The organism is Segatella asaccharophila, assembly GCF_054687055.1.
Window position 1 is genome coordinate 1 of record NZ_BAACAN010000024.1, and the last position, 20,650, is coordinate 20,650.

General features: G+C 37.5%; 16 protein-coding genes. 12 read left to right on the forward strand and 4 right to left on the reverse strand.

Annotated elements, in window-relative coordinates; all coding sequences use genetic code 11:
* Positions 1-735 precede the first annotated feature (735 nt).
* From ACYRYG_RS11170 to ACYRYG_RS11215, 10 genes are all read left to right on the forward strand, one after another.
* Entirely contained in the window at positions 736-3,831 is a 3,096-nt protein-coding gene (locus ACYRYG_RS11170; RefSeq protein WP_460198181.1) for an STAND family AAA ATPase, read from the forward strand.
* 283 nt (positions 3,832-4,114) lie between these two features.
* Positions 4,115-4,441, forward strand: coding sequence for an IS66 family insertion sequence element accessory protein TnpA (gene tnpA, locus ACYRYG_RS11175; RefSeq protein WP_460198182.1), 327 nt, complete (start codon positions 4,115-4,117; stop codon positions 4,439-4,441).
* Positions 4,442-4,481: 40 nt separating this feature from the next.
* Complete coding sequence (gene tnpB / locus ACYRYG_RS11180; RefSeq protein WP_460198206.1) at positions 4,482-4,691, forward strand: IS66 family insertion sequence element accessory protein TnpB; 210 nt, start codon at positions 4,482-4,484, stop codon at positions 4,689-4,691.
* Positions 4,681-6,060, forward strand: coding sequence for an IS66 family transposase (gene tnpC, locus ACYRYG_RS11185; protein ID WP_460198183.1), 1,380 nt, complete (start codon positions 4,681-4,683; stop codon positions 6,058-6,060). Before tnpB ends, tnpC begins: the two co-directional genes overlap by 11 nt.
* A 210-nt stretch (positions 6,061-6,270) precedes the next feature.
* On the forward strand, positions 6,271-7,821 hold the full coding sequence (locus tag ACYRYG_RS11190) for an RNA-directed DNA polymerase (protein ID WP_460198184.1): 1,551 nt from the start codon (positions 6,271-6,273) through the stop codon (positions 7,819-7,821).
* A 529-nt stretch (positions 7,822-8,350) separates the two neighbouring features.
* Entirely contained in the window at positions 8,351-8,620 is a 270-nt protein-coding gene (locus ACYRYG_RS11195; protein WP_460198185.1) for a hypothetical protein, read from the forward strand.
* Between the two features lie 299 nt (positions 8,621-8,919).
* A complete protein-coding gene (locus tag ACYRYG_RS11200) occupies positions 8,920-9,171 on the forward strand; it encodes a hypothetical protein (protein WP_460198186.1) in 252 nt (83 codons plus the stop codon).
* 504 nt (positions 9,172-9,675) lie between these two features.
* A complete protein-coding gene (locus tag ACYRYG_RS11205) occupies positions 9,676-11,088 on the forward strand; it encodes an undecaprenyl-phosphate glucose phosphotransferase (protein WP_460198188.1) in 1,413 nt (470 codons plus the stop codon).
* Between the two features lie 61 nt (positions 11,089-11,149).
* Positions 11,150-11,362 (forward strand): DEAD/DEAH box helicase family protein, encoded by a 213-nt coding sequence (locus ACYRYG_RS11210; protein ID WP_460198189.1) that lies wholly within the window; start codon positions 11,150-11,152, stop codon positions 11,360-11,362.
* A complete protein-coding gene (locus ACYRYG_RS11215) occupies positions 11,362-11,505 on the forward strand; it encodes a hypothetical protein (protein WP_460198190.1) in 144 nt (47 codons plus the stop codon). The genes ACYRYG_RS11210 and ACYRYG_RS11215 overlap by 1 nt, the downstream gene beginning before the upstream one ends.
* A gap of 205 nt (positions 11,506-11,710) precedes the next feature.
* Here ACYRYG_RS11215 and ACYRYG_RS11220 read toward each other — a convergent pair whose 3' ends face one another.
* The 4 genes from ACYRYG_RS11220 to ACYRYG_RS11235 form a co-directional block, all read right to left on the reverse strand.
* Positions 11,711-12,394, reverse strand: coding sequence for a hypothetical protein (locus ACYRYG_RS11220; protein WP_293433511.1), 684 nt, complete (start codon positions 12,392-12,394; stop codon positions 11,711-11,713).
* Positions 12,395-13,259: 865 nt separating this feature from the next.
* Positions 13,260-16,202, reverse strand: a complete 2,943-nt coding sequence (locus ACYRYG_RS11225) for a UvrD-helicase domain-containing protein (protein ID WP_460198191.1) — start codon at positions 16,200-16,202, stop codon at positions 13,260-13,262.
* A gap of 6 nt (positions 16,203-16,208) precedes the next feature.
* Positions 16,209-18,869, reverse strand: a complete 2,661-nt coding sequence (locus ACYRYG_RS11230; protein ID WP_460198193.1) for a hypothetical protein — start codon at positions 18,867-18,869, stop codon at positions 16,209-16,211.
* A gap of 65 nt (positions 18,870-18,934) precedes the next feature.
* A complete protein-coding gene (locus ACYRYG_RS11235; protein WP_460198195.1) occupies positions 18,935-19,306 on the reverse strand; it encodes a hypothetical protein in 372 nt (123 codons plus the stop codon).
* A gap of 200 nt (positions 19,307-19,506) precedes the next feature.
* Between ACYRYG_RS11235 and ACYRYG_RS11240 the strand changes: the two genes are divergently transcribed.
* The gene (locus ACYRYG_RS11240) at positions 19,507-19,776 is read left to right on the forward strand and encodes a hypothetical protein (protein WP_460198197.1); all 270 of its coding nucleotides are present in this window, start codon (positions 19,507-19,509) and stop codon (positions 19,774-19,776) included.
* 422 nt (positions 19,777-20,198) lie between these two features.
* A complete protein-coding gene (locus ACYRYG_RS11245) occupies positions 20,199-20,459 on the forward strand; it encodes a helix-turn-helix domain-containing protein (protein ID WP_460198198.1) in 261 nt (86 codons plus the stop codon).
* The last annotated feature ends 191 nt before the right edge of the window (positions 20,460-20,650 follow it).

The following is a 20,650-nucleotide window of genomic DNA, read 5'->3' on the forward strand; positions in this document are numbered from 1 at the left end:
TGAATCACTCAACTCCAAACTCAAGAGATTCAGAGCGCAACTACATGGAGTCTCTGATCTTCCCTTCTTCATGTATAGAGTTTCCTTAATCTTTGGGTAAACTAACACGGAACTATGCTGGTGCCCCCAAATTTTACAATGATCATTCTTCCATCAAGGATATAATTGATGACGACAATATAGCTGTTTCCAATAGAATTGGATGTATTCAATATGGATTAATTTATAAAAAGATTCAGTTGGAAAATCTCAAAGAAGAATTGTTAACAAATAAGGATGGATATAAAGGAACTCCTTATAATAGTCTACTTGTTATATATGACTATTTTTATTATAGAGAATAAGTTCTCAGATTAGATTTTAAACAATATATCCCAATTGCAAAATTTCAAACGTAAACGTCCCAAATAGGCAACTTGCGTGAATTCTTAAGAATGTATTACTTTTGTGCTCACATTATTAAATCCAAAAATTATGGTGAATACAACAGATTTTGAAAAAAGGCTACTCTTCCTCTATAAGATGGATGGAGGGCAGGAATATGTTGACATGGCTAAACGAAATCGTTCAGTGATGAATGCCGTGACTTCATGAAAATTATACCAAACCAACTCTATTCATGAAAATCTCTTCAAACTGAATTGATCCGTAACAATAGAGTACGTTTCCAATTCCCTGTTTATAGGGTATCGACATAAATTGGACTCTTACTCAATAAAAAACATAATAAAAACTATGAAAATAGGTATAATACAACTATCAGACATACATTTCAAAGGAGGTAAGAATCTAGTAATAGATTATAAGCAAGCCTTTCAGAAGGCATGTTTAACCTATGTCAAAGATTGTATGAAAATAATTGTCGTAATAAGTGGAGACATAGCCTTTAGTGGAAAGAAAGGAGAATACGACATAGCATATACCTTTTTCAAAGATGCGGAACAAGTTATTAGAAAAGAAGCTATATGGATTAATAGTTTTGATTATGTGATAGTACCCGGCAACCATGACTGTGATTTTTCTACAGGCAACGAAGTAAGGAATATTGTAATCAGTAGCGTCTGCACTGAAGACGAACTGAAAGAAGATGAGCTTATTAAGTGCTGTTTATGTCCGCAAAAAGAATTTTGGAAATTTTATTCTAGACTTGTTGAAAATAAGAAAGATCCTAAAATATCTTATAAAGAATCTTTCCCCTTAACTGTAAATCCTAATTTTGATATTGAGTTGCATTGTTACAATACGAGTCTCCTTTCGCAATTGAAAGAGACGCAAGGAACTCTAATCGTACCGACTAACTGTTATTTGAACACGGAAACTAATCATAGAAACCTTGTTATCTCAATATTCCATCACAATCCATCATGGCTTTCTGCAAATACTCCCAAAAACAATAAAAAAAATTTTGAAGCTCATCTGTTGAAAGAATCAGATATAGTGATGTGTGGTCATGAGCATAGTCCACAACATATAGAGGTATCGAACATCAATAGTTCCTCTCAGATAACATATTTGGAAAGTCCAGCATTTCAAGAAGATGGAAAGTCAGAATTCAATATTCTAAAATTTAATACCGAAAACAACAAATTAACAAACATCGAATTCAGGCTAGATATAAAAAATAGCATTTACTCTTGTTCCGACGAGAAAGAAATACGGACTATAGAAAAGATCTGCGGAATAGGTTTGCGCAAAGAGTTCTCTGATAGTCTTGACAGTATAGAAATACCTTTAAAGCATTCAGCCAAAGAGAATCTGAGATTATCCGATGTGTATGTTTATCCTGATTTGGAATCGTTTGCTGCCCTAGACAGTAAGGTCATCCAATATACAGACGCTTCCATTTTGTCAACTGATAAGGAAGATGGAAGAAATATATTTATTGAAGGCGACAGCCAGTCAGGAAAGTCATCTCTCATCCGGATGACTTTTATGTCCTTTATTCAGAAAGGTACATTTCCTCTGTTGATAAGAGGTGCAGACATAAAGAACCTGAATATTAATCAATTACTATATAGGGCTTATAAAAGACAGTACGAGAATAAAGAATTTACATACAATGCGTATTGTCAATTAGACATAGAGCAGAAAGTTCTTTTCATTGAAGATTTGAATGAGAGCAATTTGAATAGAAATGGCGTTCACAGTATGTTGGAGGAGTTAAGAAAATTGTTTTCAAAGGTAATCATAACCATTTCTACGTCATTCGTAAATGAACCTTTTCTGACAGGAACAGGTAATGACGATGTTAAATACTATCATCTAAAAAGCTTTGGCTATGAAAAAAGAAACCAGCTTATTGAAAAATGGATTTATATTGGCAAGGACAGAAATACTGTCAAACGGGCTGAACTTGAACAGAAGGTCAAACTTACTTTTGATCAAATTTCAAGTTTGCTTGGAGAGCAATATATGCCCTCATACCCAGTGTTTATACTTTCATTGTTACAAAGTTTAAGCAACAGCTTGAAGTCATTCAACCTAACACAGACAGCTTATGGATATTGCTATTATTCGTTAATAATCGCTGCGTTGGTTAAGGAGGGAGTAAACCAGAACAAAGTTGAAGGTATAATTCAATTCCTTTTGAAACTTGCTTTTAGTTTATATGAAAAATCTAAGAACTCCTTTTCAAAAGAGAACTATCACAACTTTTATTTGTCCTATATCAAATCTTATAGGGCAAGTTATACAGAGGACAAGCTGCTGGAAGTATTACAGGATAGTTACATCATAAAGGACAGTGAAGGGGACTATAAATTCACTTATAAGTATATATTTTACTATCTTATAGCCGCAAATATATCACAATTGAGAGATGAGACAATTCAAAAGAAAATCATTAAGGACTTGTGCGATAACATGCACAAAGAAAAAGAGGCCAATATCCTCATATTCCTTGTAAATCAGAACATCATTCCTGATGTCATCCAAGAGTTGATTTTCTACAGCTGGCTACCTTTTGAAAACTTTAATCCGATAACCCTTAATACCGATGATAAACTTTTTACTCAAGTAAAGAGTATTGCAGAAGAGATTAAAATGGATGTCATTTGTAATGACGTTAACCCTCATGAGGAGAGAGTTAAGGAATTAAAGCATAAAGACTCTAAAAATAGAGAGCAGAGAAAGGCTCCGATAATAACAGAAGCGGAAATAGATAAGAATAAAGATTTACGTGATGTATCATCATCCATAAAAATAGTTCGGATACTTGGGCAGATAATCAAGAATCAAAGGTACACTTTCAAGCGGGATACTTTGCTAAGACTTGTAGAGGAATCCTATAACGTGTCATTCCGCACAATAGCATTTCTATCTGAAATGATTGGTAAGAGCAAAGTCGAAATTGTCGATTACATCAAGAAGAAAAACAAGAATATAACTAAAGAGGACGCAACCAAAATAGAAAACCGTGTTACTAAGGTATTACAGTCTATGTTATACAGATTTTGTCTTGATAACTTTTCAAACATTTCTGCCTCTGTGGGTGCACCAGGTATGTCTGATCTTTTTAATGATGTGTCTCATAACATGGGTACACCTGCGGCAAAGATTGTCAGCTTTACCATAAATAGTTATTATAACAAGTTGAGAATAGTAGATCTTAAAAGAATAATGGACGAATTCAGGAACAATCCTGTTGCTAAAGAAATAGTACGTGCGAGAGTTATCAACTATGTATATCATAACTACGTAAATTGGGATGAGCGACAGAAGATTGGAAATATCTGCAACTTCCATCTTGTTGATAAGAACGGATACAACAAATATATAATCGAAAAATTTTCCAAGAAGCATGGGGAAACTGATAAGTATAAAAAAACTTAGTGTTAATTTCGTAACCTTTCCCAATAGGTTACTTCCTAACCCTTTATGATATTTATTGTTGTGTTCATATCTGTTTTATCCGCATCTTGAAATCAAATGACGATAGTGCTGTATCGGTACCATTCCTGTGAACTGATACAGCGCTATCGTCAATTTAGTATAGAAGTCTTTAACTCCTCCAAGATTTCAGGAGACTTTTTGTAAGCATCCAATAAACTACACGTTGTAACAAAAATGTTTCTGTTGTATTTTTGCAGCAGAAACATTATTAGTTATAAAGTGTATGACAAAACAAGAATTTGAAGAACTACAGTTGCAGTTTGCACAAAGTGGTAAAACATTGAAGTTGTATCTACATCAGATCAACTTGAAGTATTCAAACTATAATTACTGGCGTACCAAGTTCAAGACCGCAAACAGTCATAATGAACTGGCACCCATCAGTATTAAATCCGGAAAAGAAGAACCAGCTCCGGTATTCAATGGTCAGATGCCATGTGGAGCGACTTTGGTATTCCCCAATGGTGTGCGGGCTCACTTTGGTACGGGTACAGAAGATGTGCTTCTGAAATTATTGAAAGAAAGTATTTCACCTGATGTTCTGCCTTAATGATACGATGCGCTACTATCTATGTCCAGGATGTACGGACATGCGTAAAGGTATCAGTTCCCTATGTGGAGTTGTACATGAGAAGATGAACAGCAATGTCAGGAATGGCGATGTCTTTATCTTTATAGGCAGAAGCCGTAAACTGATGAAACTGCTGCATGCCGAGGATGGCGGCATGGTAATAGCTCTTTGGCCGCAAGTCGGAGAAACTTCCAATTTACGATCCCAACTATCCCGATTTGTTTGCTGACCAGTTTGCATCAAGCAATAAAGAAGCTGAAGAAAAACGTGACGGGGCAGTGGAACAACTTCCCGAAGAGAAGCCTGCTGCTACATCCAAGAAGCGCAACAACAGAAAGATGCTTGATGATCTTCCCGTACTTGAGCGTGAAGTGCTCGAACCGGAAGGTGGAGTTGACCTGACTGTCTATAAGAAGATCGGAGAAGAAGTGACACGCGTTGTCAAGCACAAGCCTGGTCAGCTTTATGTCAAGGAAATCATACGTCCCAAATATGGACTCATCAACAATACTCAGTTGCCTCCATCCGGTCAGAATGGTGTCCTTATAGCAAAGATGCCATTGCTTCCTATCTATAAAGGTGTTGCTGATGCAAGTCTGCTGGCAGAGATCCTTATCCAGAAGTATGAATACCACATGCCATTTTACCGCCAGATCAAGCAGTTCTCACAGCTAGGTATGAACGGATTGACGGAAAGTACAATGGATAACTGGTTCAGGCAGACGGTGAATCTGCTGAGCCCTCTTTATGATACTCTGAAAGCTGAGGTCTTCAAGGCTGATTATATACAGGCAGATGAAACCGTCCTGCCTGTCATCAACAATGAAGCCCATAAAGCATCAAAGGAATATCTCTGGACGGCAAGGGCTGTCATGAAAAAGCTGGTAATTTTCCATTATTACAATGGCTCCAGGGCTGGAGCTGTGATAGAATCACTGGCAAAGAAATACAAATACAAAGGATACCTTCAGTGTGATGGTTTTGCAGGCTATGAAACGGCCTTCAAGACAAATCCCGATGTGACCCTTTTCAACTGTATGGTGCATATACGCCGTCATTTTGAACAGGCTCTTGATGAGAATCGGGAGATGGCCCGGCATGCCATTACAGAGATACGGCATCTCTACAAAACAGAACATATGTGCGATGATGCAAACCTGACGGCTGATGAACGCAGGCAGAAACGCCGGGAATTATCTCTCCCAATTATGAATGCTATGAAAACATGGATGGAGACGGCGGGCGTAGAGTACAGTCAGGGCTCGCTCACAGGCAAAGCCATTACCTATGCATACACACGTTGGGATAATATGATGCATTACCTTGATGACGGACGACTCCTACCTGACAACAACCTCGCAGAGAATGAAATCCGTCCTATAACGCTGGGAAGAAAGAACTACCTCTTCTGTGGTTGCCATAAGGCTGCTGAAAATATGACTGTGATCTGTTCTCTCCTGGCTACATGCAAAAATCACACAGTCAATCCAAGAGAGTATCTCAATGATATCATATCAAAGATGCCATATCACAAAGATGATGCCCATGAAGAACTCGTGAAATTGCTACCACATGAGTGGAAGTTACAGCATCAATAATACTTCATATGCTATAAATACAACAGCAGCTACAACATTATGATAATGCTATAGCTGCTGTGTTTTTGGGAAGCTACATGTAGACTACTGTATGCTTACTTTTAAAGTATAACCCGATTTTTTAAACTACAACGCTTGAAACGGCCTCTGTTATAAAGAGGTACGCTTAAGTTGTGGTTTACTTTTGAACTCACCTTTTATGAAAAAGATATGAATACAATGAATAATCGTACAATTTTAGACCTTAATAATAAAGAGGCTCGTAAATTACTTATAAAGCCTAAGAATTACTGTAATCTTTCTTTACCAAAATATTTTGATTTCAAACCGATATTAGATTTCGTAAAATCCACTGTAGGCGGAAAAAGTATGGATTCTTGTCTTGCAACTAATATCAGTAAATCAAAAAAGAAGATATGGCCTTCTAATTTTGATGATGTAAATTACAAATTTCTTGTTAATAAAGATGGGCGTTATGCATTTCGTCCATTTCAGATAATCAATCCATACTATTATTATTTTTTTGTATGTTTGTTGACAAAAAAAAGTAATTGGAGTCAGATAATAACGCGATTCTCTCAGTTTTATGACAGCCATATAGATGTCGTCAGTATGCCTTGTATTCCCAAAGCACATGCCAATGAAGTTGCAACAGCTATCAATAATTGGTATACAGACTTTGAGCAACAGTCAATTGAATACTCTTTGGATTACAAATATATGTTCATAACCGATATAACCAGTTGCTACGGATCAATCTATACGCATTCTATAGCATGGGCTATGCACGGTAAACAGGTTGCGAAGCAGCACATAGGTGACCACAATCTTCTTGGAAATCAAATTGACGATTTTATGCAGCATATGCAGTTCAACCAAAGCAATGGAATACCGCAAGGTAATATGGTGAGCGATTTTGTAGCTGAACTTGTCTTAGGTTATGCTGACAAGCTCCTTGCCGATAAGTTAGCCAACAAGGGGATTAATGAATACAAAGTCTTGAGGTATCGTGACGACTACAGGATATTTAGCAATAATAAGATTGAACTTGAAAAGATAGCACTAACTCTACAAGAAGTCCTGAGTGGATTGAATTTCCAAATTAACAGTTCTAAGACAAAGTTTTCCGAATCCATCATTTTCGATTCTATAAAGCAAGACAAACTGTATTACCAGTCAGTTCTTCCATTATATAAAAATCAAGATAAAAGTGTGGTCTCGGCAATAAATTCTGCAGAGGGACAGTTGTTCTACATTCTCCAGTTTTCAAAGAAATATCCCAATTCTCCGACCGTTCAGAAGTTATTAACAAAGTTCTACGCTTGGTATGCTGCAAATCAGAATATGGAGAACATCATCGTACTTACAGCTATACTTGTAGATATTATTATGGATAATCCAAGATCTTTTCAAGTAGGTACAGCAATTTTGAGTTCATTTATCAGTAATCTTCATACAAGCAAGGAACAGGCTGACTTGTTAAATAGAATGTATAAGCGATTGTCAGAACTTCCCGACCAAGGTGTTTTACAGTTATGGCTACAGCGAATTACGACTAAAATCAATATTAAAGTATTGATGTATACAGAAAAACTTTGTCGGATAGTTGAGGGACAACCAGATGTCCAGATTTGGAATAATACTTGGCTGGATTCCAGGTATACGAGCGGATTTCCACTGCATTTAATGTTGAATAACACTATATTGCAGTCGTTGCAGCCAACTATGGGATTAAACGAATTTGACGTCTTTGAGTACTAATACAACTATTATTCTGAGAGATGGCCTGCTAAAATCCTTTTATTACCCTTAAAGAATTGCTAAAGGATACCTCAATTCTTCAGTGTTTACACGATAACAGGAAGTAAGCGTTCAAAATAGGCATCTTGCGTAAACACTTAATAGATGTTACTTTTGTGCCCACATATAAAATATTATGGTGAGTACAACAGATTTTGAAAAACTGCTCTTCTTCTATAAGACGGAGGGTAAGAATAGGTCGATCCAGACATTTTGTATGAACAACGTAGCCAACTACAGAACATTCGACAAATGTATCGTAATACCACAAGGGCATCGTTTCGGTTCTGGTTGTAAATGGTCCGGAAGTGGTGAGTCATGAAAACAAGGAGTCAAGTATGGAACGGCTTGGGAGTCAGGAAACCTTCATATTCCTGTCGATGAACTTCAGAATCTTAATATGGACAAGATAACGATCATCAAGATGCTGTTGGCATCCCAGAATGAGAACAAGCAGTTGCATGTAAGACTCGATTAGCAAAATGCCAAATTGGACAGGCAGAACGAGGAAGTTCGGTCGAGGGAGGAGTGTCTGAACAGACGTTTTGACGAGCTTACGCAGATCAATACGGCAAGTTCTGAAAACCAGATCAGGCTGATGTACCAGTTTACCGGGCTGCATTTCCATTTGGAACAGATGGGCGGTCAGTATGATGATCTGCTGGCAGAGCTCAAAAAGCAAAAAGGCCTGAACAAGATGGCCAGGAAAGAGAAGTATGCCATCCGGAAACAGAGCGTGACGAAGGATGAGTTGGATTAAGACCATCATGATGACGAAAATTGAGATCTACCATATGATGGGCATACAGGCATTGAAGTTCTTTCAGGCTTTTTTTCAGGAAGCTCAATGAAGGATGCCTTGACTTCATGAAAATGATACCTAGCCAATTGACCATAGATTAAAATCTTATCAGTTTTATTCGGAACTTAAAATCAGGGACACTTGGGAGTATCTTGCTGATAGGGCATGGACATCAATTGGATACGTACTGTTTTTCGGAAGACATTTGGAGATTAACGAAATCAGTGAGGAAAGATAAACGACAAAATTTGGGATAAATGACATACGAAGAAATCTGGCAGAAAATAAAGGGTATGTCACAGAAACAGCGGAGCATGCTTGCGTATGAAGTGGCATTGAAGGGTTTCAAAGTCGGATATATCCATCCGCATTATTACTTTGATGCTAAGTCTGTTCACGACATTTTATTCTACCCATCCCATGAACAACATGAGATTAAGGAATCCAATGGTAAATACTATGATATATTGAAGGAAATCATGGAGAATGATAAGGAGATACATATCTAATTTAAACGATACTCGTGGTTTCTTCGCCTCATCAATGATTGGCGGGAAGGGAAAGTAATCAGGTCATATATCTGCTCACGGTTCAACTGCGAGTATGTCAATACATGGTACCGTATCCTGCCTGGTGACAGTCTTGCAGGTGAACGTCCGCGCTTGCTGTTTATCATGAAAAAGAATGGCTGCGAGGTGGTGTATAGGATGACGGCTGTGCAGGGAATTGACATGACTTTTACATGCGAATCGTATTCCTGGTTCTTGTAAAGATGAAAAGGACTCAAAAAGTCAAGGATATAGAGGCATTAACGATCTTATCGGCTTGGCGAGAAAAGTAAATATAGCGAAAAAGATTCGTTTAAGAACTTGGAGCAACGGCTTTGGGGAAAGTGTGTATCAGTGGTGTTGGTACATAAAAGATAGGAGATAAGAATTCTGAAGAACTTTTTCATCGTTGCAAAGGTAATATATCATCAACAAAACACAAGTATTTTTTGATTTATATAATTGATGTCATCACAAGTGTATGAATTGAGCAACCGTAACGGCAGTCTGCTGAAAGGACTGGTGCTCGTGTCGGACCTGCTGCTCCTGAACGTTTATACGTGGATCTTTGCGGAGGCCGTCGGTTCTCCGCTTACGAAGATCAAGAGTTTCTGGCTGGCAATTGATTTTGCTTATCTGATCAGCATTCATTTCTTTCCGCCGGTTTTCCATTTGCGCCAGTCTACAAGGCTGTTCGTGATCGGCAGAGTGATCAGGATCTGGACCTTCTTCCTGATCATGTCTCTGTGCTTTTTGTTCTTCCTGCACTGTGTAGTCCTTCTGAAGTGGCGGTACTGGCTGGTATATTACGCCTTGTTTTTCATGCTGCTTTGTACAGGCCATCTGCTGGGCCGCAGGTTGCTGTTAGACTACCGTAAGCGGAAAGGACTGTGGCATGAGGTGCTGTTTGTAGGCCAGGGCCCCAGCCTTGAGGACCTGTACGCGGCGATGCGGGATGACGCGTCATACGGCTATCGCCTGAAGGGTTATTTTGCCGATGCTCCGAAAGTTGACTTTCTGGAGGGGATTCCTTACCTCGGAAGAGTATCAGAGGTGAATTCATGGATGGATAATTATCACGGCAGTATCTCTGCCGTGTACTGCAGCCTGTCCTCGGAGAGGGCGGATGAGATCCGGCAGTTAATGGAATGCTGTACGCGCCATGTGGCACTGTTCTACAGTGTGCCGAACGTGCGTAATTATCTGAAGCGGAAGATGAACATGGCACTCTATGGTGATGTACCGGTGCTGTATATCAGTGAGATCCCGCTGAACCGTCCGGGTAATAAACTTTTTAAGCGTGTGTTTGATATAGTGGTGTCGGTGATATTCCTGGTGTTCTTCTTTCCGTGGATCTATCTGATCGTAGGTGCGATTATCAAATTGACAATGCCGGGTCCGGTGTTTTTCAAGCAGAAGCGGACCGGTCTGGACGGCAAGGAATTCTGGTGCTATAAGTTTCGCAGTATGAAGGTGAATGATGAGGCGGACAGCGTTCAGGCGACAAAGGATGATCCGAGAAAGACGAAGTTCGGTAATTTTATGCGGCATACGAATATCGATGAACTGCCGCAGTTCTGGAATGTTCTTATGGGTACGATGTCAATCGTAGGGCCCCGACCGCACATGCTCAAGCATACGGAAGTGTACTCCCAACTTATTTCCAAATATATGGTGCGCCATTTCGTAAAACCGGGGATCACCGGCTGGGCGCAGGTGACGGGATGTCGTGGAGAGACACATGAACTGTGGCAGATGGAAAGACGTGTGAAGAAGGATATCTGGTATATCGAGAACTGGTCGTTTCTCCTGGACCTGAAGATTATCTGGCTGACAATCTGGAACGTGATTTCAGGGAAGAATGATGAAGCCTACTGAAGGGACGGAAATATATCTTGGCATTACCTTCAGTATTTCTTAAAGTTATAATGTGTCTTCCATGAAGTTCTTTCATCTTTATGATTATCAGCAGGACATGAAGGGGCGGATTAAGGAGGCTTTCCGGTCTCATCAGTCTGTCATGATACAAATGCCGATAGGTACGGGTAAGACATACCTGTTGGCTGCCGTTGTATCTGAATATATTACTCGGAACCAGGGGCGGGTATGGATCTTGGCTCACCTGCTTTGGCCAGTACTTACTCGTCCATAATGGATGCGTTTCCTGAGGTAAAGAAATTAGGAGTAACGGCAACTCCATGCCGGCTCAACGGTAAAGGGTTTACAGACTTGTTTGAACTGCTGTTGACTTCGTGGAGCATGAACCATTTTATTGTCAAGTCAAGGGGCACTTGAGCCTTTATGATTATTACTCTATCCGACCTGACAGTGAGGAGCAATGGAAAATCAATTCACTGAAGAAGCGTAGTGTTGATGGGGATTATCAGCAGAAGGAAATGGACGAAGTGCTGGACAAACGCCCGAGTATTGAAAAGTTGTGCCGGACGGTTCTGAGGCGTATCGATACTGTGCAGAATGGTACGAATACAGCATCATGTGATCATATCTTAAGATCTATATTCTTACGATATATAATATTCCTTTTAAACTGCCACATCCTTTTATCAGGCTGTTTGCTTTTTGTAGGATTGAATTTATCGTCAGATAAATATAAGAAAACATTCTTTCTTGGCAGAGACTTGATTTTATTGGAAGCATCTTGAATATCATCATCCTCTACCCACGAAATACACCTTTCTAAATTTGGAATGAAATATTCATAAAGGTATGTTGGTCGGTTCTCATAAATTGGTTCTTTACGATACTCCTTATCTATAACGGTAAAGTTTCTTATAAGAATAGAGGCTCTATACTGCTTCTGTTCGTTTTCAAAAGTTAAGTCTATACCGGAAAAATGACCATAAAAACTCCCGACTGGTAAATATTTACAGATGCGTTTTTCTTTCTTGCTGGGATTAAAATTTTTGTGATTATTTCGATGGTAGACGACATAGTCCTTGATAGGTCTTTTACCATTCGAACTAAGATCTTTTTCATCATGAAAAAAGAATTCTACATCTCTCAAGTAAATATCATATCCTTTTCCGATACCAAAATCTACGGATAAATGCCCTCTTAAGAGAATGTATTCTGCAATTTCTCTGAATTCTACTGTTAATTGATCGATATCATTAGAAGCTTTAAATTCTAAGAGTTTGCAAATAAGTGGATTATTTGTTTTCATTCGTTATGGATAAATATGTAAATAGGCTTGAATCTTTTTATATAGCATACTATTAATACCGGACGATATGGAAGTCCCTTAGTGTGCAATTTTTCCATAAAGATTTAAAAGTATATTCCATCCAAGTGTAATTGATAAGTTTTCCCCAATATCAAAGGCATCCTTATTAAGGACGATAATCAGTTTGGGATGTATGCTTTCAATGAGATTCTGTGTAAGAAATAGTTGTCGTACAAAGAAGTCTAGTACTTTTTTGTGATTGTCCATTGTTGTCAAAAATTGTTAGTGAGTTTCCCTTAGGGCAAATAAGTCTACATGTTCGAATTTATAATCTTCGGTATAGTATAGTATCTTTTGATAGCATACCAGAATGGTCCAAAAGGGTGAGCCATTGATTCCTTTAAGGTTGGATATTCTATTCTGCCATTGACTTTTTCTCCATTATCAGATGAATTCATGCCAGTTATTAAGACATCAATGTGGTCCATCGTTACATCTTTGGCTATACAGTAACCTTTTTTGAGTACCTACATGGATTCCTTTGGGGAAATAGTCGGCAGGTTATTATATTTCTCAACAAAATCAGCAAACAAGTTGTAAATCTTATTCTTGTAATCAGAATAGCAAGTAATCTTATGATCCATATTCATTTTATTTTTTAAGTTAAAAAAATATTCATGAGTCCACTTTAAAAAGTGTCCTTAATATACTGTTTTCTTCTTTTACTCTCTATATATCTACAAAAAATCGATAAAACATGATTGTTTATATATTATTTTAGATATGGCAGGTAATTCTTTGCCAAAAAAGACTTTTTAAAGGGGACTCATTCATATTATAAAAGTTTTTTAATTGATTAAAGAAGCTATAGGATTTTGATAATCATTCCATTGACAGGATAGAAAACATACCGATCCAGTACTCTTTCTCCATGAGCTTTTAATGCATACGTATAACAATCGAATTGTCCTTTATAGTTACCTGCATAGTGTTCATTTTGAGGATTTGTTATATATTTGTCTTGCCCAGGGAAAGTCTTATAATCTGCGAGTACAACACCATTGTTCGTTTCCCAAACCAAATCCATGTCTCCCGTGATGATATGATTTTGATCATCCAAATATTTAAATGGCAATTCATGGTATACATTGCATGCATTACCGTAATGTGTTTCTATCCATTCAGAAAGTGAATCCCAAGAGGCAATAATACTTTTTATGTCCGATAATTCAGTATTTAATCCCCATTCTGAAATGACCTGAGAAACAAAATCTTGTGTATTTTTGCTTTGTCTATCAAGGGAGCAGAATATCTGATGAATGCAACTGCCGGCTTGGGCTACGTCTTCTTCTTTAATGTGATGTTTGATTTGTTGAATTCTCTCAGGCATGATTTCTATCTGTCCAGTTTGAGCTTCAATGGTACTCGGAGTTTGATCGCGACAATCATTCTCACATAATGGAGCTGCCAACCGAACCGAATTTCTATAGGTCTGAAATCCCTGATAAGTGAGTTCTGATGGATGTTGTTGTTCAAAATCATTAATGTTGTTTTCTATGATTTTGAAAGGTATACCCGTATTTAAACAATCGATTTGTTCAGCGTTTTCAGATTCAGTATTTACGGTAATGCCGACTTTGGAGAAACGACATAGAGGATCTTTTATACTTCTGTATTTGAAAGCGGCCAGATAGAGATGATCTTGAGCTCTTGTTAGAGCGACATAAAGTAACCTTTTGCTTTCGTCTTTAATATCTTCAACGGTTGAATTGTATCTCTTGAATTTTAGCACGGCAGTTTTTATTGTTCCATCCTTAATGCTCTTGTCATTACCAAATATCCACGGAAGCACACTGATTATCATAGGAGGGTATAAATTTGAAAGATCTGGTTTCTTTTCGTGAAATGCGGATATGCCATAAAATTCCTTTTTAATCATATCCTTTTGATCAATTGGGTCATTCTGTAAGGACATTACAATGACATTTTTCCACTCCAGACCTTTTGATCCATGATAGGTATATAATTGGATCCCATTTGCATCTTCAGGAAGAGAGGAAGAACTCTGGCCTATATAATTCATGTAACCATCAATGGTAGAAGGAAGGGCCATCTGTTGGCAATGGTCTTCATACCTTGATGCCAGGCTGATCAATGTATCAAAGATGTTAAATCCAGCGCAAGTACGGTCCCATCTTCTTGATATATTTTTTAGATCAAATTCTATAACTAATGTTTCAACCAGTGCTGCAACAGATAAACTATGGAGTTCATCATAACGTTTTAGAAGTGTTTTGACTATGGAGTTACCTTCCAAAAAATGGCTTTCTCCTTGGCATTTATCCTTATTATCATAGTCAATTTTTCTGTCTATGATATTTCCGATATTTGCTTCTGGTTGTGTGATATATTCGATTTGGGCTTTGGCCAATAAGTCATTACGGTTAACTAGCAGGCGCAACATTGAAAAAAGTAACCCCTTTTCTTTACTTTCGTTGATAATTTCAGAATCTCTATATACAGGTAATTGATAAGCCTTCAGTTCTGCAGCCAGTTCGTCCAGTTCATTGTTGCTACGTGCTAAAACAGCTATGTCCTCAGGTTTTTCACCGTTTGCAACAAGATAGGCTATGTCCATTGCAAGGTGTGAAATATTATCAGCTTTTTTGCTGCCTTGGTGTCCGCACTCCAAATAAGTCAGACAGTCTTTATTTTCTTTATTAAGTTTCTCTTCACAAGGTTTTAATTTGATGTGAGTTATTTCTTCTTCGGTATGGGCATTAAAAACTTTAATGAATACCTTGTTTAAAGTTCTGATGATGTCAGGTTGCGAACGCCAGCAAGTATCCAGTGGCTCTTCCATCTTACACCCTTCTTTTTCTTCCTTTATTTTATCTGTTACCGCCTGTGTCAGGGCGGCATCCGTACCCCGGAAACCATAAATGGCCTGTTTCGAATCACCGACAAAATAACTCTTTTCCATTAAATCAGAAAGTCGGTCAAAAATCTTGACTTGTACGGGAGAGGAATCCTGAAATTCATCAACGAAAAGATATTTGTAAGAACTATTTATATCTTTGCTGACTTCCTGATCATTGAGCAATTTTAGAAAATATTGTTCCATATCATTGAAGTCAAGCGTATGTTGGTCTCGTTTATAAATTTTATATCTTTCTTTCCATTTTTTTGCAAGTTTAAATATAATAGATATGAATTCAACATGATCATTGATGATGTCATTATCCTTGTACAGTTCCTGGACTTGGCGTGTTGAGTAATTCTGACTTTCCTGAAAATCAGGAATGTTGAAGATAATGGCTTTTTCAACAATTTGCTGGAGATATTTCTCCCAATAGTTGTAATCAAGGGTTGTTCCATATCCATAGTCCTTCTTCTTGACTATGTTATATGTCCTACAGAAATTGTTTAAAAACTTGATTTCTGTATCATTAGGAAGATCAGCAAGAGATTGGCTAATAAAAAAGTTTACATCATTTTCATCCATGACATTCATTTTAGGACTAAGTCCCAGTATATACCAATACTTGTTGATCATTTTATTGGCAATACTATGAACTGTACCTATATTTGCAAGGTCAAGACGGTCAGCATCTTCGTATCTTCCTTTTTCATTAAGGGCAGCTTTGGCTTTTTCCCGAAATTCTTCCGCAGCTTTTTCTGTAAAAGTTGTCAGAATGACTTGTTCTGGTTTTACATTACCTGCAATGATATAATCAGCAAGCCGATGCGTCAGAGTATAGGTTTTTCCAGAACCAGCTCCAGCGCTGATATAATTGATGTTTTTCATTCCATTTTATTGTTTAAAGAGCCCATAATTACTGAAAAGGTTACCATATTTATTATCTTCAGAATCAGTTGACAATGGAAAAAGATGTTTTTCTTGCTGGTCTATACAATATGGCAGAGTTTCTGCCGGCTGGCCTTCACCCATTTCTATGTTACCATTGACGATTTGTGTTCTGCGATAAATGTATGAGTTTCTGATTTCGTTAATCACGGTAGTTTCCGTATTTTCTTTTATTTCTTGTTGTTCAAAATATTCGCAAGTCTTAAACGGATGTGTTGAAAATAATATACCACGTGGCATGAGAAAGTATCCTACGGCAACTACATTATTGCCAATTTCTTTCTTTGTCAATTCTTCATAGATAGCCAATTGCAGTGAACGATTTTCCTGTAACATCTTAGTATATCTGTCTGATGTGGTCCACTTAAAATCAAAGATATATAGACCGTCATAATCATCAGCAAGAAGCATATCTAAGAATCCTCTTATATTAATTCCTTGTAAAAATCCCATCTGGTCATTTTCAATCTCTTTTTCACAGGCTACGATGTGTAATCGGTTCAGGCGGATGATTTCAAGTAGGTGTTGGACACATCTATGAAGTTCTTCTTTTAATATTTTAGCTTTTACACGGTTTTCACTTTGTAGCAACAGTGCACCGCAGGCCACTAGTTGATCATTGAATACGTCGTTGAAATGAAGATTTATGTTATCCTTAATATAAGGGTAGGTACCGCTAGTTGCTATGTCCTCATGCTTATTGAAGAGTTTTGCGATGACAGCATGTGCCACATTCCCTTCAGTTCGATATACATCCTGCATATTAGCCACACTGGTCCCTTCAATATGAATAAGATTTTCAAGTGTATAATCCAGTGGATTTTGTATCAAGTTTTCTAGAGAAGTCGCACTTTCTCGTTCAGGCCATTTGAGTTCCTTACCATTTCGTATTTTAATGGTAGACTTGTCTTTCAGTTGGTTATTAACTGTTATATCATTCCAAATCAAATCTTTAGGAATGGGCGGTGTTGTTGTAATTGTTGGATTATTAAGCTTTTTTTTGAAAGTGCTTTCCAACTGAATCATGACAGGATCTTTTGGTAATTTTTGCATTCCATCATTTTTACATACAACAAGTACCAATTCTTCTGTGGTCATCTCAAAAGGCATCAGTTTTATGGCTTGCCTGTACTTCCTCTCCTTGTTTTCATCCCAGAAATAGAGTTGGTTCATTTCTTCCTTTTCTCTTGGAGACAAGAATCCATAAGTAGAAGGTTGTGGGTCATTTCCATTGAATCCGTACCATATCGTTTTATGACTTTGACTGATAATCTTACCCGGATTATCAATCATATTCCTGCATCCCGTTTGAGGCTCATACTGAACGAAAGAAGTTGGCTCATAGAGGCTACCCATCCATCCATGAACTTTATCATAGTCAATTTCGCTATTATCTTTTTGATATTCTTTCAGAAGCAATTTAATGGCATCTGTTTGTTTATCAACAAGACTTAGTTGTTCAGCTTCTGTATTCATACTTCTATTTTGCAGGATAGTAATATGTTGCCTGACCCAATTGCAAAGATGATCAGTGAAGTCATAGAGTTCTTTAATATTTACTTTTTCGTTATGTCCTAAAACATTTACAGGAGTTTCCATGGAGGGAAGATACTTATCCAGAATATTTTCAATATTAGGTTCTTTTTTTATGATTTCCTCTCTAAGTCTTTTGCATTCATCATTGAAATAACCTCCAGACTGAACAATCGTTTCTGCCAGACATCTACGGATGTTTACAGGAATTGGACTCATGGGAACTTGAAGCCAATCTAACAGATTATTAAGATTTAGCGGTTTTTGAAATAGTCCAAGTCCAATAATATATAATTGTGAAAGCTGAGGAAATGAGTTATTAATTATTGAACCACAAAGAGGTTGACCTTGTAAATGGAGCATATTGTCAAAAGCTTTATTATTCATATTGATCCAAAGATTGTATTGGTCCATATCTCTGAGGGACATCCTTTGAAGTGCATCTTGCTTAGTTCTGAATTTGAATATTTTGAAACTGCCATCACCTTTAAGGTTGTTATTTTTGATTTTCTCTCCTTGGAGTAATGCTCTTACCATAGAAAGATCATTATCTGCTTGATCCGCATGGCGTAGCAATTCAATTTTGACACCACGTTCTTTTAATGCATTCAATAGTTGTTGGATGATAGGCATCAGCAAGTTTTCCTGACAAGGAATTACAATAGTCATGTCAGGAGGAAGCAAGCAATTATCTTTAATTGAATGGATCATCCGAAAGATTCTTTCTGCGTCACCATGAGTATTAAAATAGGACTCAATGCCTTGTAAAACTTCGATTCTTCCTTTAGAACTTGTAGTGTCAGTATTCCATCCGGCAAGAGCTAGCTTATCCCGCCATGAGAGACATTCCGCAGCTGTGTTCAATCCATCATTATTAAATGATTTACTTAAAATATTATTAGGATGTGACTGCATATATTTACGCATGGCCTGATAATACAAAATAACACGTGTACTGCCGGATTCAGATTCCCAGTGAAAACCAGCATGGAGTTCCAATAAATTTAAAAGTCCCGTGATGTTTACAATAGTGGTATTATAGGAGACTTTATTTTTTCCTTTCAGAAGATTCATATAGCAGAATCCTGAATATTCGGGACTGAAATAGATGATCATAGGCTTATAAATTATTTATTCATTCATTCCTCTTCTTTTGCGTTGATATAGGCATTGCGAATATCAGAGAATTCATTTTGGTTCGAGACAATTTTCACCCATTCGGAGACAATAGGGGGAAGGTCTTGATTCTTAGACTCGTAGTATTTGACGGCTCGCGGGCGCAGCAGCATGCCATTTTTTCCGGTAATGGATGCAATGGCAATTGGATCGTTATATTGGTAGCCTTTCCCCAAAGAGGCATAACTATCGGTTGCCCAGAAGATGTTTTTCTGAGTGGTATGCTCCTTCAGGAGCATTTCAAGTATCCCAGGATACAATTTGAAAATATTATTTTCTCTGATGTCAACTTCGTCGGACATAGATAGATTTAAAGTGTTTATTTTGTTGGTCATAAGTTATGACTTTCTTGACCGTCAAGCCCTTTTCCCTCACAGATAGACAAAAATAGTCATTTTTTCAGACAATACAAAGAATAGAAGGAAAAATAGGGCCGTATTGTGAGAAATAGGGTTGAAATACCTTCTGTTCTTGTTTTTTCTTTGCTCATACCAATACAAAACGTCAGCAATGGTATTTAATAAAACGCGGCTATGTGGAACTGCTGAAGGAGGGAGAAATGACGTTTGTCAGAAATATTAGGAAGGTAGCCGGGATACCCTTCCAGAACTGGTGCATTAAGGCTGATGATAACATTTGTACCATCTACAACAACCTGTACTTGAAAGATAAGCCTTATTACTCGTTTGAAATTAGGCAGCGAAGCGATGATTTCAGTTATTTCCTGATGAAAACCAAACTGATCCGGGGCAGAGGCGGAGACTTCCCAGAGATGAGGATCACGCGTATCCGGGAGAGGGCCTGAAATACAGTTATGTGAAGACCCGTGAGGATATGATCAATCATGGGGAAATCAAGGGATAGTCTCTTTCAGAATATACGAAGGAGACAGCCGGTATTGAAAGGACCTTCCAAAAAGTTAATGCGTGCACTGATGATTGATTATTCAACCGGAGAATTGTAGAAAGGGGAATGAGATTTGAGTTTCATTCCTTTTTTTTGTTTCCGGTGGAATATAAGGAGAGAAAAGTGGTCTTTTGATCTTTCCACCAACTACTTATAAGGTTCCGAAAATTTACTGTTTACAATTCATGCACATGGTACCGATTCGCCGATATTATCAACCAATGTGGAAATGTGGTTACAATCACGACAGGTATATGTTGAAAATGTTAAAACGAGCTGACAAATATAGCCATGTTCGGTATAATTTTTAGAGTTAAAGATATGGATATTAAAAAAATGATTAATCAAGATTCGCTGTACATTATCTCATCCGCGGATCTTAAAGAATTTGCACTTGAACTTATTGAGACAATCAGAGCGCAGGAAAAAGTAGATAATAAAATGTATACTGCAGATGAGTTTGCGGAAAAACATAGTGTCAGCAAGCAAACGCTGTGGCGGTGGTGCAGGGAAGGAATCTTGAAAGCGACGAAGGTCGGTGGTAAGGTTTACTATAAAGAAAGCGACTTGAAAGCACTGTGAGTACTCCTTAAAATTTATTGAGAGTTGTTCTTGACTTATTTTTAAATTTAAAATAACTAACTATTTGTAAATCAAGTAGCTAGTTATCTTAATGATAGCTCTTCCCATATCAACAAAGTAATAAAACAAGTCGCTTATATTGTATTCGTCTTGTTTAGCAGTTCGTCTATAAGTTTTTGCGAATCTCATTG